This window comes from Streptomyces sp. NPDC058295 (genome assembly GCF_042880655.1).
In the GTDB taxonomy this organism is placed as follows: domain Bacteria; phylum Actinomycetota; class Actinomycetes; order Streptomycetales; family Streptomycetaceae; genus Streptomyces; species Streptomyces coriariae.
The window spans coordinates 19,178-34,474 of sequence record NZ_JBHVYO010000043.1; the positions used below are offsets into that span (position 1 = coordinate 19,178).

Sequence of the window (15,297 nt, forward strand, 5' to 3'; positions counted from 1 at the left end):
GAAAACCATTCGACGCCGAACGAACCGTCGGCGATGATCGGCACCATGTTCCGGTACGCCTTCCTCCTCGCAGCATCCGCGGTCGCGGATACGCCGAAGGCTGCCGTCCCACTCCTCGTGGCCGCTGTCGACGGCGCCCGAAGCTGACCCTCTCCGGATCGTCCGGCGGACCCCGCAGGGGGAGGGTCGGTCAGTTCGCCGGGGTCCCCACTTCCAACGGACACGCTTCGAGGTACAGCCATGCCCAAGACCGCTTACGTGCGGACCAAACCACACCTCAACATCGGCACCATGGGGCACGTGGACCACGGCAAGACCACCCTGACCGCCGCCATCACCAAGGTCCTCGCCGACCGCGGCACCGGCGCCTTCGTGCCCTTCGACCGTATCGACCGGGCCCCGGAGGAGGCCGCGCGCGGCATCACCATCAACATCGCGCACGTCGAGTACGAGACCGACACCCGGCACTACGCGCACGTGGACATGCCGGGCCACGCCGACTACGTCAAGAACATGGTCACCGGGGCCGCGCAGCTCGACGGGGCGATCCTCGTCGTCTCCGCGCTCGACGGGATCATGCCGCAGACCGCCGAACACGTCCTGCTCGCCCGGCAGGTGGGCGTCGACCACATCGTGGTCGCGCTCAACAAGGCCGACGCCGCCGTCGACGGGGACGACACCGAGTTGATCGACCTGGTCGAACTGGAGGTCCGCGACCTCCTCACCGAGCACGGCTACGGCGGCGACTCCGCGCCCGTCGTCAGGGTGTCGGGACTGCGGGCCCTGGCCGGCGACCCCCGCTGGACGGCGTCGATCGACGCGCTGCTCGACGCGGTAGACACCTATGTGCCCATGCCCGAGCGGTATCTGGACGCGCCGTTCCTGCTGCCCGTGGAGAACGTGCTCACCATCACCGGCCGGGGGACGGTCGTCACCGGCGCGGTGGAGCGCGGGACGCTCCGCCTGGGCGACCAGGTGCAGGTGCTCGGCGCCGGTGTCGAGACCGTGGTGACGGGCGTCGAGACCTTCGGGAAGCCGATGGAGGAGGCGCAGGCCGGGGACAACGTGGCACTGCTGCTGCGCGGCGTGCCCCGGGACGCCGTCCGGCGGGGCCATGTGGTGGTGGCGCCGGGGAGCGTGGTGCCCAGCCGGCGCTTCACGGCCCGGGTGTACGTCCTGTCCGGCCGGGAGGGCGGCCGGACCACGCCCGTCTCGACCGGCTACCGGCCGCAGTTCTACATCCGTACGGCGGACGTCGTCGGGGACGTGGACCTGGGCGAGACCCCGGTCGCGCGGCCCGGCGACACGGTGGCCATGACCGTCGAGCTGGGACGTGAGGTTCCGCTGGAGCCCGGGCTCGGCTTCGCCATCCGCGAGGGCGGGCGGACCGTGGGGGCGGGAACGGTGACAGCCGTGCTGTGAGGGCGGCCGGTGCCCGGGGCCGACGTGCGCGAGGGCCTGCGGGCCGTGCTCCTTCGGGGGCGTGGCCCGCAGGCACAATGGGACGGTGAACGACGAGCCCATACCCGTCTCCCGCGCCGTCGACCACGGCCTGGCCAAGCTGATGCCCGACGTGGACCGGGAGCGGGCCTGGCTGCTGACCGTCGACGGGGCGCCGCAGTCGTACGTCGACCTCGACGAGCCGACGTACCTGGAGTTCGAGTACGCGCGGCGCCTCGGGCACGTCCTGGACACCGTCGCCGAGGCGGGGCGGCCGCTGGACGTCCTGCATCTCGGCGGCGGCGCCCTCACCCTGCCCCGGTACCTGGCCGCGACCCGGCCGGGTTCCCGGCAGGACGTCGTCGAGTTCGACCGCGGGCTGCTGGAGCTGATCGCGGCGCACCTGCCGGTCCCGGCCGGGGCCGGCATCGCGCTGCACGCCGCTGACGCGCGGGACTGGCTGGAGGCGGCTCCGGACGGCTCCGCCGACGCGCTCGTCGCCGATGTCTTCGGCGGCTCCCGCGTCCCCGCCCATCTGACGACCCTGACCTACGCCCAGGAGGCCGGACGGGTCCTGCGCCGCGACGGCGTCTATCTGGCGAACCTCGCCGACGCGGCGCCGTTCGGCTTCCTGCGGTCCCAGCTCGCCAACTTCGCCGCGGTGTTCGAGGAACTCGCCCTCATCGCCGAGCCCGCCGTACTGCGCGGCCGCCGGTTCGGCAACGCGGTGCTCGTCGCCGCGCACCGTCCGCTCGACGTGAGCACCCTGGCCCGCCGCACCGCCTCCGACGCCTTCCCGGCCCGGGTCGAGCACGGCCCAGGCCTGCGCCGCTTCATCGGCGACGCCCACCCGGTACGGGACGAGGACGCCGTACCGTCCCCCGAACCACCCGAGGGCGCGTTCGGCATCGGCTGAGCGGCGTCGGCCGAGCGGCGGGTACCGCCACAGCGCCGCGGGCGCCCTGCGGGGAACCGCCGACCGGTCACCGGCCGGCCGTCCTCGCGGGGGCCGCGGAGCGCGACCGGTGACCCGGTGAGCGGCGGCGCGGCCGGTGACCCGGTGGCGGCTAGTTCTGCGTCGGTGTCCCGTTCAGCCGTACGGTGCTGAGGATCTGCATGATCGTGGCCTTCGGGAGTTCGTCCTTCACGCCCTTGGCCCCGTACAGGTTCCACGACACGTAGTCGCCGTTGGAGTTCTTGAAGCCGAACGTGATCGCCTTGCCGTCGCTGTCGCACTTGCCCTTCTGGGGCGTGTTCGTCGACTGGGCCCAGGCGTAACTGCCCACGATGCCGGAGGCGGTCGTGAAGGCGGTGGCCTTCTTCTCGAAGGTCAGGCTCTTCTTGTCCGGCTCGGTGTAGCCGCCGAAGACCCACCAGGCGGGCGTGTTGATGGCGATCTCGTCGGTGCTCTTCGCGCCTTCGGCGCCCTTGCTGCCGACCACGGCCAGCGCGGTGTCCTCGGTCTTGCCGTCCTTGTCGGAGTCCGTGGAGCACCACTTCGACTTGAACTCGGCCGTACCCCCCTGGAGGATCTGGTCGTAGCCGTCGGACTGCTCCTTGTCCTCCCACTCGAAGCCCTGGCTGAGCCCCGGCGACTGGACCTCCCACTCCGCCGGAACGTCGAAGGCGATGCCCCACTTGGGATTGACCACGACCTTCCAGCCGGCGATGGTCGCCTTCGCGGTCTCGTTGCTGCGCGGGTTGTCGTCGGTGCCGGTCGAAGAGGAGCCGGAAGCCGAGGCGGAGCCGGACGTGGAGACCGTGGGGCTCGCGCTGCCCTTGCTCGCGTCGACCGGGTCGTCATCGTCGCCGCCCAGCACCAGGAACCCGGTGACACCGGCGGCCACGACGACGGCCATGGCCGCGACGATCGCGATCAGTTTCGTCCGGTTGCCACCGTCCGAGCCGCCTCCGCCGGGCGGCGGGGTGGGCGCGCCCGCGGGCGACGGGGCGCCCCACTGCGGTTGCTGCGCATAGGGGTTCGGCTGCTGGTCGGGCTGTTGCTGGTAGCCGGGCTGCTGATACGGATTCGGCTGCTGGTATCCCGGCTGCTGGTACGGATTGTTCTGCGCCTGCGGGTTCTGCTCTCCCCCGGGCGGCTGCTGTCCTGGCCACATGGCCAGAAACACTAGTGCCGTCCGGGACACGATTCGGTCACCGCCCCTTGTCAGGGACGTACCGAATCAGGAAGCGGGGGCCCGGCATGCGCGCGCTCTGTCCCCGAACTTCCGGATTGCGGCATCCGGGACCCCCTCGGCGACCGCCCTGGACGCCGGAGGACCGCGCGGTGGTGCGGCGACCGGCACACCGGTCTGGTCAGCTCAAGTCTGGTCAGCTCAAGCTACTCACAGGTAACATCGTGGTCATGAGCGCAGACCAGATGTCCATCGGCGAGATGCTCGCCGCCACCGTGCCCATGGCCCGGACCCTGAACCTCGAGTTCCTCGAGGCCGGTCCGGAGAAGGCCGTGGTCGCCCTGCCCGACCAGAGCGAGTTCCACAACCACGTGGGCGGGCCGCACGCCGGGGCGATGTTCACGCTCGGCGAGTCCGCCAGCGGGGCGATCGTCCTCGCCGCGTTCGGCGACCAGCTCTCCCGCGCCGTACCCCTCGCCGTCGGCGCCGAGATCGCCTACCGCAAGCTGGCCATGGGGGCGGTCACCGCCACAGCCACGCTGGGCCGCCCGGCCGCCGAGGTCGTCGCGCAGCTCGACGCGGGGGAGCGGCCCGAGTTTCCGGTCGCGATCGAGATCCGCCGCGCCGACGGGGCCGTCACCGGCGAGATGACGGTGACCTGGACCCTGCGTCCCAACAGCTGATCGGCCGAGCGGCCGCGCGGCGGCCCGGGAGTGCGGCGGCCCCGGTCACGGCGACCTCGGGGCCCTGTGGGGCGCCGCCCGCCACCCTCCGCCCGCCGCCCTCCACCCGCCGGTCAGGCCGCCAGCTGTTCCCGGGCCGCGTCACCGTCCTCCAGGCCCGCCACGAACTCCTTCAGCCAGGCGACGAACTCCGGCCCCAGGTCGGGCCGTTCGCAGGCCAGGCGGACGACCGTGCGCAGATAGTCCGCCTTGTCGCCCGTGTCGTAGCGGCGGCCCGAGAAGATCACGCCGTGCACCGTGCCGCCCGCCGCGAGTTCCTGGAGGGCGTCGGTGAGCTGGATCTCGCCGCCGCGGCCGGGTGCCGTGCGCTCCAGGACGTCGAAGACGGCCGGGTCCAGGACGTACCGTCCGATGACCGCGTACCGGCTGGGCGCGTCCTCGCGCGAGGGTTTCTCCACCAGACCGGTGACGCGTACCACCCCGTCCTCGCCGGACGGCTCCACGGCCGCGCAGCCGTAGAGGTGGACCTGCTCCGGGGGGACCTCCATCAGGGCGACCACACTGCCGGCGTACCGGTCGCGGACCTCGAGCATCCTGCTGAGCAGGGTCTCCCGCGGGTCGATGAGGTCGTCGCCCAGCAGCACCGCGAACGGCTGGTCGCCGACGTGGTTGCGGGCGCAGAGCACCGCGTGACCGAGCCCGAGCGGGTCACCCTGCCGGATGTGGTGGATGTCGGCGAGCCGGGCCGGATCGCGCACCGCGTCCAGCCGGACGGTGTCGCCCTTGGCGGCGAGCGCCTGCTCCAGTTCGAAGGCGTGGTCGAAGTGGTCCTCGATGGCCCGCTTGTGCCGGCCGGTGACCATCAGGACGTCGTCCAGACCCGCGGCCGCCGCCTCCTCGACGACGTACTGGATGGCCGGCTTGTCGACGACCGGCAGCATCTCCTTCGGCGTCGCCTTGGTGGCGGGCAGGAAGCGGGTACCGAGGCCGGCGGCCGGGACGACTGCTTTGCGGACGCTGGTTGCGGAGTGGGGGGCGCTCATGCGGATCATGGTGGCCCACGGGGATGGGAGTACCCCGAGAGTCACCTCTGAGATTCCTGTGGGCCGCCCCTCCGCCGGACGGCCGGCCGCTCCGGGCCGGAAGTTGGAGATTCCGTGTGCCATCCGGCTTTGCGCGTACACAAGTTGAGTCCGGGGATCCGGGCACCTTCCGAATGCGGGTGCGGATACCGCCGGTAACTTATCTGAAATTCCCGCACTTTGAACTTGGGTCACTCGAACTGCTTGTTTCCCGTGAGGCGCGTGTGCGAAGGTGAGCCTCCCCTTACGGATGGGCCGGATCAGGCCAACGTGCCTGGTCAGGCCAAAGGTATGAACCAATCAGGCACCTGCTTTCCGACACCGTGCTTTTCCGTGCCGTTCGTCGGCTTGGAAGGAAATGGTTCCGTGCAATCCCCCAACCCCCCACGCCCGCCCTACCCGCCCCGCCCCGGCTGGACCCCCGGGGATTCCGATCCCCAGCTCGCCGCCCTGCTGGCCGCCCGGCCCGCCGGTGACGACGGGCGTGCCCGCGCGGTCGCCCTGCTGTTCGCCCGTCACTGGCGGGCGGCCCACGACTACGCGACCGTCTGCCTGGCCGGCACCGAGGACACGGCGCGGCTCGTGGCCGCCGCCGCGTTCCACGAGGTACTGGGCCGGCTCGCGGACGGGCGCACCGGCGGCGCCCTGCGTCCCCAACTCCTCGTCGCCGTACGGGAGACGGTCCGGGAATGGGCCGGCGCCGACGGAGTGGCCGACCTTCTGCCGGAACTGCGGAAAACCGTCGGCGGCCGCGGACTGCGTGCCGCCCGGGCGGTGACCGCAGAAAGGCGGCAACTCGCCGAGCGGTCTTTCCAGTTGCTTCCGGCCGCCTCCCAATGCCTGTTGTGGCACACGGAGGTGGAGTCGGACCCGATATCCGTACCGGCCGGTCTGTCCGGCGTGGACGACCACTCCGCGGCGGCCGCCCTGGAACAGGCGCGGGAACAATTCCGAGCGGGCTGTGTACGCGCCCACCGCGAACTCGCGCCGACGAGCGAATGCCGCTTCTACAACCGTCTCCTCGACATTCCGCTGCGCCGCGGCGGAACGCTGCTGCCCGATGTCCGGCAGCATCTCGCGCACTGCCGCTTCTGCCGGCACGCCGCCGAACAGCTCAGCCATTTCGACGACGGCCTCGACGTGCTGCTCGTCGAGACCGTGCTGGGCTGGGGAGCCCGCCGCTACCTGGACGCGCGCCCCGGACGCACGGCCTCCGCCGCCGCGTCGGCCGGCCCCGCCGCGTCGGCCGGCCCCGCCGCGTCGGCCGGGCCCGCCGCGCAGCGCCCGCCCGTGGGAGGCGGCCGGCACCGCACGACCTCGGCGGGACTGCTCGAACTGCCGGGCAGGCGGCCGAAAGCTGTGCTGGTGGGTGTGGGCCTGACCTCGCTCGCGCTGATCGCGACCGTCCTCGTGGCCAAGAGCTGGTCCGATGACAACGGTGTCCCCGCCCCCGGGGCCACCTGGGGCGCAGCCGTCGGCGGGAACAGCACCCCGGCCACCGGCGGGCGGGGTCTGCCCGGCGGCTCCGACGACCCCTCGCCCTCCGGATCCCCGTCCGCCGCCTCCGCGTCCCGGTCCGCCGAGGTCGCGCACGGCAGGCTGCGCAGCCCGGACACGGAACTCTGCCTGGACGCCGCCCGCGACCTGGCCCGGCCCGGTGCGGGAATCGTCCTCGCGGGGTGCTCGCAGTCCGCGTCCCAGCAGTGGTCGTACCAGGACGACGGGCTGCTGCGCAGCGCGGCCGACCCGACGCTCTGCCTGGGCGCGGACCCGGCCCACCGGACGACAGCCCTGGTCAGCTGCCTGGTGCACGCCGGCGAGACGTTCTTCGACCTGACCGTCCGCGGGGAACTCCTGCTGCGGCGGGACGACGCACTGGTCGTCGCGCGCGCCGCCGGCAAGCCGGGAGCGGCCGTGGTCGTCACCGAGCGGGACGGCTCCGGCGGACAGCGGTGGGTGTTCGACACGGCCGCGGCGGCGCCGGGGGCGCCCCCTCCGGAGCCGCGCAGTACGGCGGAGCAGCCCGTTCCGGGCACCTCCGGCTCCCCGGACCTCCCGGCGCCGCGCGGTGACCGGCCCCTCGCCCCGGACGTCGCACCGGTGCCCGCCGAGACGGCTCCCGCGCCGGAGTTCGAGACGAGGGTCGCCCAGGTGCGGTGCTGCGACCCGCCGACCGCTCCGGCCGCGCCTCCGGCCGTCCCCGCCACGCTCCTCGACGCGCTCCCGGCGCCCGCCGCGGTGTCCGACGCGCTGGGGAAGGCCGTCGCGGACGTGACCGGGTCCCTCGGTCACTGAGCCTGGACCGGAAGGAGGGGCCGCACGAGGGGAGTGGCCCCTCCTTCCTTCTCTCCTCGCGCGCCGCCCTCGCGCGCGGACGACCGCCTGACTACGAGGTGCAGACGTCCCGCAGCTCCGCGGCCGCCTTGTCGATCTCGGCGGAGTCGGGCCGCCCGCCGTCGAGGACGTCCTGCTGGTAGTCCTCGACGGCCTGTTGGAGCTTGTCGACCGCCTTGCCGACCTTGCCGTCGTCGGACGAGCCCTCCTCCGACCTCCCGTTGATCTTGTCCAGGTTCTTCTCGATGGTGTCGATGGAGTCCTCGGTCCTCGTCGGATCCTCGATGGCATCGGCTCCGGCCTTGTTGATCGCCGTGATGCTGTCCGTGATGTCGTCGGCGTTCGAGAGGCAGTCGACGGAGTCGTCGAACTCGCAGCCGGTGAGCAGGCCGGCGGTCAGCGCGAACGCTGCCGCGGCGGTGGCGAGGACGGCAGTGCGGCGTCCGCGTCGGCGGTTCACAGCCATGACGGGGTCCTTTCGAAAACGCTGGAGGGCATGGTGGGTTCTTCCTCCACCACGATCACGTGACCGCGCCGTCGTCACGAGGGACCCCGCCCCCGGATCCGTGGTGCAGCCGTCTACACCACGCGACGGGCCGGGCCCGGCCGACCCGGTAGGCTTCCGGGAAGGCAAGGCTGCCCAGGGACGTCAAACGGGAGGAACCCGCGGTGCACGTGCAGGAATGGCTCGACACGGTGCCCGCGGCCGCCGTCTACGCCCTCGTCGGGCTGGTGATCGGACTCGAGAGCCTCGGCATCCCGCTGCCGGGCGAGATCGTCCTGGTCTCGGCCGCGCTGCTGTCCTCCCAGCACGGCGGCATCAACCCCGTCGTGCTCGGCGCGTGCGCCACCGCGGGGGCCGTGATCGGCGACTCCATCGGCTACGCCATCGGCCGCAAGGGCGGACGCCCACTGCTCGCCTGGCTCGGTGGGAAGTTCCCCCGGCACTTCGGCGAGGGCCATATCGCCACCGCCGAGCGGTCCTTCGAGAAGTGGGGCATGTGGGCCGTCTTCTTCGGCCGGTTCGTCGCCCTGCTGCGTATCTTCGCCGGCCCGCTCGCGGGCGTGCTGCACATGCCGTACTGGAAGTTCCTCGTCGCCAACGTCCTCGGCGGCATCGCCTGGGCGGGTGGCACGACGGCCGTCATCTACTACGTGGGTGTCGTGGCGGAGTCGTGGCTGAAGAAGTTCTCGTACCTGGGCCTGGTGGCGGCGGTGCTGATCGGCCTGACGTCGATGCTGATCATCAAGCGCAAGGCGAAGAAGATGCAGAGCGCTTCGCAGGAGGCCGAAGCGGAGACCGTGCCCGCCGCCGCCGAGTAGGCGGACCGCCCTACTCGTACACCTTCCCGTGGGCCTTGGCCAGGTCCGCGTAGAGCGTGCCGTTCAGGGTCACACCCTGCCGCTCCTCCTCGCTCAACTCCCGCTTGACCTTGGCCGGTACGCCCGCGACCAGTGATCCCGGCGGGACCTCCATCCCCTGGGGCACGAGCGCCTGCGCGGCGACCAGCGAACCCGCCCCGATCACCGCCCCGTTGAGCACGGTCGCCCCCATCCCGATGAGGCAGTCGTCGCCGACCGTCGCCCCGTGCACGACGGCGTTGTGGCCGACGGAGACCCGCTCGCCGATCGTCACCGGAAAGCCGGGGTCGGCGTGCAGCGTCACGTTGTCCTGGATGTTGGCGCCGGCCCGGACGGTGATCCGCTCCACGTCGCCGCGCACGACGGCCCCGTACCAGACGCTCGCGCCCGCCTCCAGCGTCACGTCCCCGATCACCGAGGCCGTCGGCGCCACGAACGCCTCGGCGTCGACCTTCGGTTCCCTGCCGCCGATGCCCACGATCAGCGCCTTGTGCGTCATCACCGTCTCCTCGTCTCGGTCGTTCCACCGCACCGTACGCCACCGGGTGGGGCGAAGATCACAGGGCCTTGGGCGCATGGCCGCACCGCGCGCTGAGTACGGTGAGCGGGTGCCGAAGCCCTGGAACACGTTCTCGTCACGGCGGCGCCGACTGGTGCAGCGCGCCGTCCACGCCGGCTGGGCGTGGGTGCAGCGCACGGGCTCCGTCACCGCGGAGCACCCCGGACGCTTCCGCTTCGGCTCGATCGGCCGGGGCACCCGGCTCGCCTTCCCGCTCGGCACGGTCTTCGGGGAGCCCTGGATCCACCTCGGCGCGCACTGCATCGTCGGTGAACAGGTCACCCTGACCGCCGGTCTGATGCCCGACCTGGACCTCGGCCCGGACCCGATCCTGCGGCTCGGCGACGGCGTGGTGCTCGGCCGGGGCAGCCATGTCATCGCCGACACCACGGTCACCATCGGCAGCGACTGCTACTTCGGCCCGTATGTCTACGTCACGTCCACGAACCACTCCTATGACGATCCGCACGAGCCCATCGGCAAGCAGTGGCCCCGCATGGAGCCCGTGGAGATCGGTCCCGGGTGCTGGATCGGCACCGGGGCCGTGATCCTGCCGGGTGCGCGGATCGGACGGAACGTCGTCGTCGCGGCCGGGGCGGTGGTGCGCGGCACGGTGCCCGACCACAGCGTCGTCGCGGGGGCGCCCGCCAAGGTCGTACGGCGCTGGACGCCCGCCGAGGGCTGGCAGCCGCCGCTGCGCACCCCGGCGCCGGTGCCGATCCCGGACGGGGTCACCTCGGACCAGCTGGTCGCGCTGTCGGAACTGGACGAGGAGACGGCGGCGGCGCTCGCCCGGCTGGAACCCTAGGTCACCCGGCCGCCAGCAGCAGCGTGCCCACCAGGGCGAGGCCCGCGCCCGCCGCCTGGACCGCGCGCAACCGCTCCCGCAGGAAGCCGCGCGCGGCGAGGGCGGTCACCACCGGGTAGAGCGAGGCGAGCACCGCGGCCACCGTGACCGGGCCGTGCTGGGCGGCGACGGCGTAGGTGCCGTTCGCGGCGACGTCGGCCAGCCCGACGAACCCGTAGGCCGGCAGGGCGGCCCAGGCCAGGCCGCCCTCGGGAAGCGCGGGCGCCCCGCGCCGGACGGCCAGGTACAGCGCCGCACCGCCGGTGGCCACGTTGGTCACGCGCTGCACGAACAGGGCGAGGAACAGGCCGGTGACGGTCGTGGACGCCTCGGTGATCAGGACGAACACCGTGCCGAAGCCGAGCGCCGCGACCAGGGTGAGCAGGACGGCCCGGCGCTGCACGGGGGCGCCCCTCAGCTGCGGGCCGCCCGCGAGGACGATCCCCACCACCGCGACCGCGATGCCCGCCACCTGGACGAGTCCCGGACGCTCGCCGAGGACCAGCCCGACGGAGACCGGGACGGCCACGCTGAGGGTGGCCAGGGGGGAGACGACGCCCATGGGGCCGAGCGCCAGCGCCTGGTAGAAGGAGAACAGGGCGACCGGGCCCACCAGGCCGGCCGCGACCGCGAACCACAGGCGGGGACCGGCCTCGCTCCAGCCACCGGTGGCGACCACGATCGCGCCGAGGACGACGGCCGCGATCGACTGCGAGACCACGACCACGGTGAGCGCCGGGGCCCGTCGCGTGAGTAACCCGCCACCGAAGTCGGCCAGGCCCCACAGCAGGCTGGTGGCCAGGGCGAAGAGTGCTGTCACGGGGTCCCTCGCAGTACAGTTCGGTGCACGATCAGGTGCACCCCACGGTAGTACAGGGAAGTGAATCCTGGCATCCAGAATATTGGACTCCCGAAGTGGACGGAATGTGTCGGACCTCGAACTCCTGACCCAGTCCCTGGCGCGCAACGTCAAGCACTGGCGCGCGGTGCGCGGCTTCACGCTGGACGTGCTCGCCGCCCGGGCCGGTGTCAGCCGCGGGATGCTCATCCAGATCGAGCAGGCCCGCACCAATCCGAGCATCGGCACGGTCGTCAAGATCGGTGACGCGCTCGGCATCAGCGTCACCACCCTCCTCGACTACGAACGAGGCGCGAAGGTCCGTATCGTCCCGGCCGATCAGGCGGTACGGCTGTGGCACACCGACGCCGGCAGCTACAACCGGCTGCTCGCCGGCAGGGAGGCGCCCGGGCCGCTGGAGATGTGGGACTGGCTGCTGATGCCGGGGGAGAGCAGCCTCTCGGAACCCCACCCCGTCGGCACGGTCGAGCTCGTGCACGTCACCGCGGGCGAACTCACGCTCACCGTGGACAGCGAGGAGCATCGCGTCCCGACCGGCGCGAGCGCCTCGTTCGAGGCCAACGTCCCGCATGTCTACGGCAACCGGGGCGAGGTGCCGATGGAGATGGTGATGGCCGTCTCGGTGCCGCCGGTGCACTGAGACGGTGCGGCCACGGGCGGGCGGCTCTTGTTAGCGTGCGGTCATGCGCGCACCCATCGGACACTTCGACACCGCCACGCCCGCCCCCGACTGCCTCGACGAGCTGGTCGGCCCGGTCGCCGACGCCGTACGCCGCTGGAGCGGCACAGTGCCCGCCGACGCGTTCGTCCACGTGGACACCGACCCGCAGTGGGCGGACACGGCCGTCTTCGTGGAGCACTACGGCCGGGAGCTGCTGGAGCAGTCGGCCAACTGCGTGGTGGTCGCCGGCAAGCGGGGCGGCGGGACGACCCTTGCCGCGTGTGTCGTGCTGTCCACCACCCGGGTCGACGTCAACGGGGTCGTGCGCCGTCAACTGGGTGCCCGCAAGGCCTCGTTCGCGGCGATGGACACGGCGGTGGGGGAGACCGGCATGGAGTACGGCGGCATCACGCCGATCGGGCTCCCGGCCGACTGGCCGGTGTTGGTGGACTCCGCCGTCGTCGACCTGCCGTACGTCCTGGTGGGCAGCGGGCGCCGGCGCGGGAAGCTGCTGGTGCCGGGCAAGGCGTTCGCCGAACTGCCGGGCGCGGTGGTGCTGGAGGGGCTCGGCGTGGCCTGAGCTCAGGCCGCCGTGTGATGGGCGAGGGCCAGATGCGGGTCGTCCTCGCCCGGCACCGGCGCCGGGTCCGCATGGACCAGCGCGGCCGTCAGGCGCGGCACGGCGTGCAGCAGGGCGTGTTCGGCCGCCACGGCGATCGCGTGCGCCTCGCGTACCGTCGCCTCGCCGTCCACGACGACCACCACCTCGGCCCGCAGCCGGTGCCCGATCCAGCGCAGCCGCAACTCGCCGACCGCGCGCACCCCTTCGACCTCCCGCAGCGCATGCTCGGCCCGGTCGACCAGCGCCGGGTCGACGGCGTCCATCACCCGGCGGAACACCTCACGTGCCGCGTCGCGCAGCACCAGCGCGATCGCCGCCGTGATCGCCAGCCCCACGACCGGGTCCGCGAGTTGCCACCCCAGCGCCGAGCCGCCCGCGCCCAGCAGCACCGCCAGCGAGGTGAACCCGTCCGTGCGGGCGTGCAGTCCGTCCGCGACCAGCGCGGCCGAGCCGATCGAACGGCCGACCCGGATGCGGTAGCGCGCGACCCACTCGTTGCCCGCGAAGCCGGCCAGCGCGGCCACGGCGACCGCGCCGACCTGCTCGACGGGGCGCGGGTTCATCAGCCGCTCGACCGCGGTCCATCCCGCGAAGGCCGCCGACGCGGCGATCGTCAGCACGATCGCGATGCCCGCCAGGTCCTCCGCCCGCCCGTAGCCGTAGGTGAAGCGGCGGGTGGCCGCCCGCCTGCCCAGCACGAAGGCGATGCCCAGCGGTACGGCCGTCAGCGCGTCCGCCGCGTTGTGCACGGTGTCGCCGAGCAGCGCCACCGACCCGGACAGCGCGACCACGACCGCCTGTGCGACGGCCGTCACGCCCAGCACGGCCAACGAGACCCACAGCGCGCGCATGCCCCGGGCCGAGGACTCCAGCGCCGGGTCGAGCTTGTCGGCGCTCTCGTGCGAGTGCGGGGTGAGGAGGTGGGCGACGCGGTGGCGCAGCCCCGGAGAGCGGGAGGGGGACGGGGAAGAGGAGGAGGGGGCGGAGTGGTGGTGCGGGTGCTCGTGGGCGTGGTCGTGATGGTGCCCGCGGTCGTGCCGGTGTCCGTGCTCGTGGTCGTGCCGCTCGCTCACGTCGATCCCTTCCGGTGCGCCGAGGTGGACGCGCGTCCGTCCACACCGCCATTATGTGCGTATGAGCGCACGCATGCACCTATCACCTGCGCACCATGCGCATCCGCGCACCCCCGGCGAGGAGCAGTTCGCCCTCGCGGCCGAGCTTCTCGCCCTGCTCGGCGACCGGACCCGGCTCGCTCTGCTGCACGCGCTGACCGCCGGCGAGGCCGACGTGACGACCCTGACGGAAGGCGTCGGAGCGGCCCGGCCGGCGGTCAGCCAGCATCTGGCGCGGCTGCGGCTGGCCGGGCTGGTGAACACCCGCAAGGAGGGCCGCCGAGTGGTCTACTCGCTCTCCGACGGCCATCTGCGCCGCCTGGTGGACGAGGCGCTGAACGTGGCGGACCACCGGCTCGGGGACGAGCCGCCGCACGACTGACCCATCAGTAGTGCTCGGCCGTCCCCAGGTACCGCTCCGCGAAGGCGGCAGCGGCGGCGGGAGACGTGAACAGGCGACGCAGCCGGGCGAAGGCCGTGCCCGCGCGGAACGGGTCACCCGCCGCGGGCCCGTGGTAGACCTCGGACAGCCACTGCGAGAACTCCTGGTAGTCCCACACCCGGCGCAGACACGTCCGCGAGTAGTCGTCCAGGCCGTCGCCGTCACCGCCGTCGAGCCGGGCGACCAGCGCGTCGCCCAGCAGGAACGCGTCGTGCAGTGCGAGGTTCATGCCCTTCGCGGCGATGGGCGCGACGAGATGGGCCGAGTCCCCGGCCAGGAAGAGCCGCCCGTACGTCATCGGTTCGACCACGTAGTCGTGCATGTCCAGCACGCGCTTCTCGATCAGCCGCCCCTCGGTGAGCGGCGGGGCCCCCGCGCCCTCGAGGCGCTGGTGCAGCTCGGACCAGACGCGGTCGTGGGACCAGTTCTCCGGGTCGTCGCGGGGCGGGCACTGGAGGTAGTACCGGGTCACCTCGGGGCTGCGGGCCATGTGCCCGGCGAACCCGTTCGGATGGACACCGAACAGGACGCAGTCGGAGGACGGCGGCGCCTCGGCGAGCAGCGCCAGCCAGCCTATGCCGTAGTCGTGCCGCGCGATCCGGGCCCGCTCCGGCACCAGCGCGGCCCTGCTGACCCCGCGCGCCCCGTCTGCGCCGACCACGAAGTCACAGGTCAGCACCTGCCGTTCAGCGGTGTCGGGGCAGGTGTACGCCACCGAGGGGCGAGCGGTGTCGAGGTCGTGCAGCTCGACGTCGCGCACCGAGAAGCGGGCGTCGCCGCCTCGTACGTCGACGTACTCGTGGACGAGATCCGTCACCAGCAACGGCTGCGGATACACCCAGTGGTGATGGCCCGTCAGCTCGGTGTAGGAGAAGCGGTACCGCTCGCCGCCGAAGCGGAACTCGCACGCGGAGTGCCGCTGGGCCCGCGCCGACAGGTTCTGCGCCAGCCCCCGTTGCCGCAGTCCTTGGACGGCCCGCTCCTCGAGGACTCCGGCGCGCGGCCGCCGTTCGATGAACTCACGGCTCTCCGTCTCCAGGACGACGCAGTCGACGGACGCGGCCCGCAGGATGTTGCCGACGGTGAGACCCGCGGGGCCCGCGCCCACGACGACGACGGGAGTGTGGTGGGGGGAAGGGGAGTCGGTGGTCACCCGCAC

At 72.7% G+C, this 15,297-nt stretch carries 16 protein-coding genes; 9 read left to right on the top strand and 7 right to left on the bottom strand.

The features are described from left to right. The first annotated feature begins 240 nt into the window (after positions 1-240). Positions 241-1,422 (top strand): elongation factor Tu, encoded by a 1,182-nt coding sequence (gene tuf, locus ACFVYS_RS34155; RefSeq protein ID WP_389508442.1) that lies wholly within the window; start codon positions 241-243, stop codon positions 1,420-1,422. A 142-nt stretch (positions 1,423-1,564) separates the two neighbouring features. Continuing rightward, entirely contained in the window at positions 1,565-2,356 is a 792-nt protein-coding gene (locus ACFVYS_RS34160) for a spermidine synthase (RefSeq protein WP_389508500.1), read from the top strand. A gap of 151 nt (positions 2,357-2,507) precedes the next feature. Here ACFVYS_RS34160 and ACFVYS_RS34165 read toward each other — a convergent pair whose 3' ends face one another. Continuing rightward, a complete protein-coding gene (locus ACFVYS_RS34165) occupies positions 2,508-3,557 on the bottom strand; it encodes a hypothetical protein (RefSeq protein ID WP_389508444.1) in 1,050 nt (349 codons plus the stop codon). Between the two features lie 263 nt (positions 3,558-3,820). Between ACFVYS_RS34165 and ACFVYS_RS34170 the strand changes: the two genes are divergently transcribed. Continuing rightward, positions 3,821-4,258 carry a DUF4442 domain-containing protein gene (locus tag ACFVYS_RS34170; RefSeq protein ID WP_020131696.1) on the top strand — a complete coding sequence of 146 codons (438 nt, stop codon included), beginning with the start codon at positions 3,821-3,823 and terminating at the stop codon, positions 4,256-4,258. 113 nt (positions 4,259-4,371) lie between these two features. On the opposite strand, the gene galU is transcribed toward ACFVYS_RS34170, so the two are convergent. Next, the gene (gene galU, locus ACFVYS_RS34175) at positions 4,372-5,310 is read right to left on the bottom strand and encodes a UTP--glucose-1-phosphate uridylyltransferase GalU (RefSeq protein ID WP_389508446.1); all 939 of its coding nucleotides are present in this window, start codon (positions 5,308-5,310) and stop codon (positions 4,372-4,374) included. Positions 5,311-5,706: 396 nt separating this feature from the next. Between galU and ACFVYS_RS34180 the strand changes: the two genes are divergently transcribed. Next, positions 5,707-7,635: an RICIN domain-containing protein gene (locus tag ACFVYS_RS34180; protein WP_389508447.1), complete on the top strand. Its 1,929-nt coding sequence runs from the start codon at positions 5,707-5,709 to the stop codon at positions 7,633-7,635. Between the two features lie 91 nt (positions 7,636-7,726). Here the strand turns inward: ACFVYS_RS34180 and ACFVYS_RS34185 are convergent, their stop codons facing one another. Next, the gene (locus ACFVYS_RS34185; protein ID WP_389508449.1) at positions 7,727-8,140 is read right to left on the bottom strand and encodes a hypothetical protein; all 414 of its coding nucleotides are present in this window, start codon (positions 8,138-8,140) and stop codon (positions 7,727-7,729) included. A gap of 203 nt (positions 8,141-8,343) precedes the next feature. Between ACFVYS_RS34185 and ACFVYS_RS34190 the strand changes: the two genes are divergently transcribed. Then, positions 8,344-8,997 carry a DedA family protein gene (locus ACFVYS_RS34190; protein ID WP_362271667.1) on the top strand — a complete coding sequence of 218 codons (654 nt, stop codon included), beginning with the start codon at positions 8,344-8,346 and terminating at the stop codon, positions 8,995-8,997. Positions 8,998-9,007: 10 nt separating this feature from the next. On the opposite strand, the gene ACFVYS_RS34195 is transcribed toward ACFVYS_RS34190, so the two are convergent. Further along, positions 9,008-9,535 carry a gamma carbonic anhydrase family protein gene (locus ACFVYS_RS34195; RefSeq protein ID WP_389508451.1) on the bottom strand — a complete coding sequence of 176 codons (528 nt, stop codon included), beginning with the start codon at positions 9,533-9,535 and terminating at the stop codon, positions 9,008-9,010. 76 nt (positions 9,536-9,611) lie between these two features. Between ACFVYS_RS34195 and ACFVYS_RS34200 the strand changes: the two genes are divergently transcribed. After that, positions 9,612-10,403 carry an acyltransferase gene (locus ACFVYS_RS34200; RefSeq protein ID WP_389508453.1) on the top strand — a complete coding sequence of 264 codons (792 nt, stop codon included), beginning with the start codon at positions 9,612-9,614 and terminating at the stop codon, positions 10,401-10,403. Between the two features lies 1 nt (position 10,404). Here the strand turns inward: ACFVYS_RS34200 and ACFVYS_RS34205 are convergent, their stop codons facing one another. Next, complete coding sequence (locus ACFVYS_RS34205) at positions 10,405-11,262, bottom strand: DMT family transporter (RefSeq protein WP_389508454.1); 858 nt, start codon at positions 11,260-11,262, stop codon at positions 10,405-10,407. A gap of 106 nt (positions 11,263-11,368) precedes the next feature. On the opposite strand from ACFVYS_RS34205, the gene ACFVYS_RS34210 reads away from it, so the two are divergent. Both ACFVYS_RS34210 and ACFVYS_RS34215 read left to right on the top strand, forming a co-directional pair. Further along, positions 11,369-11,941, top strand: a complete 573-nt coding sequence (locus ACFVYS_RS34210; protein ID WP_389508456.1) for a helix-turn-helix domain-containing protein — start codon at positions 11,369-11,371, stop codon at positions 11,939-11,941. 43 nt (positions 11,942-11,984) lie between these two features. Continuing rightward, the gene (locus tag ACFVYS_RS34215) at positions 11,985-12,542 is read left to right on the top strand and encodes a YbaK/EbsC family protein (protein ID WP_389508458.1); all 558 of its coding nucleotides are present in this window, start codon (positions 11,985-11,987) and stop codon (positions 12,540-12,542) included. A 2-nt stretch (positions 12,543-12,544) separates the two neighbouring features. Here the strand turns inward: ACFVYS_RS34215 and ACFVYS_RS34220 are convergent, their stop codons facing one another. Further along, positions 12,545-13,657, bottom strand: coding sequence for a cation diffusion facilitator family transporter (locus ACFVYS_RS34220; RefSeq protein WP_389508460.1), 1,113 nt, complete (start codon positions 13,655-13,657; stop codon positions 12,545-12,547). A 61-nt stretch (positions 13,658-13,718) separates the two neighbouring features. Here ACFVYS_RS34220 and ACFVYS_RS34225 point away from each other — a divergent pair, with 61 nt between their 5' ends. After that, the gene (locus tag ACFVYS_RS34225; protein ID WP_037736240.1) at positions 13,719-14,078 is read left to right on the top strand and encodes a metalloregulator ArsR/SmtB family transcription factor; all 360 of its coding nucleotides are present in this window, start codon (positions 13,719-13,721) and stop codon (positions 14,076-14,078) included. A gap of 4 nt (positions 14,079-14,082) precedes the next feature. Here the strand turns inward: ACFVYS_RS34225 and ACFVYS_RS34230 are convergent, their stop codons facing one another. Beyond that, positions 14,083-15,291 carry a 4-hydroxybenzoate 3-monooxygenase gene (locus tag ACFVYS_RS34230; RefSeq protein ID WP_389508462.1) on the bottom strand — a complete coding sequence of 403 codons (1,209 nt, stop codon included), beginning with the start codon at positions 15,289-15,291 and terminating at the stop codon, positions 14,083-14,085. Positions 15,292-15,297: the final 6 nt, after the last annotated feature.

Bases quoted from the DNA above. Each gene is read 5' to 3' on its own strand.
- tuf (WP_389508442.1), top strand. From the start codon at position 241: ATGCCCAAGACCGCTTACGTGCGGACCAAACCACACCTCAACATCGGC.
- ACFVYS_RS34160 (WP_389508500.1), top strand. From the start codon at position 1,565: ATGCCCGACGTGGACCGGGAGCGGGCCTGGCTGCTGACCGTCGACGGG.
- ACFVYS_RS34165 (WP_389508444.1), bottom strand. From the start codon at position 3,557: ATGTGGCCAGGACAGCAGCCGCCCGGGGGAGAGCAGAACCCGCAGGCG.
- ACFVYS_RS34170 (WP_020131696.1), top strand. From the start codon at position 3,821: ATGTCCATCGGCGAGATGCTCGCCGCCACCGTGCCCATGGCCCGGACC.
- galU (WP_389508446.1), bottom strand. From the start codon at position 5,310: ATGATCCGCATGAGCGCCCCCCACTCCGCAACCAGCGTCCGCAAAGCA.
- ACFVYS_RS34185 (WP_389508449.1), bottom strand. From the start codon at position 8,140: ATGGCTGTGAACCGCCGACGCGGACGCCGCACTGCCGTCCTCGCCACC.
- ACFVYS_RS34195 (WP_389508451.1), bottom strand. From the start codon at position 9,535: ATGACGCACAAGGCGCTGATCGTGGGCATCGGCGGCAGGGAACCGAAG.
- ACFVYS_RS34200 (WP_389508453.1), top strand. From the start codon at position 9,612: ATGGCCGCACCGCGCGCTGAGTACGGTGAGCGGGTGCCGAAGCCCTGG.
- ACFVYS_RS34215 (WP_389508458.1), top strand. From the start codon at position 11,985: ATGCGCGCACCCATCGGACACTTCGACACCGCCACGCCCGCCCCCGAC.
- ACFVYS_RS34225 (WP_037736240.1), top strand. From the start codon at position 13,719: ATGAGCGCACGCATGCACCTATCACCTGCGCACCATGCGCATCCGCGC.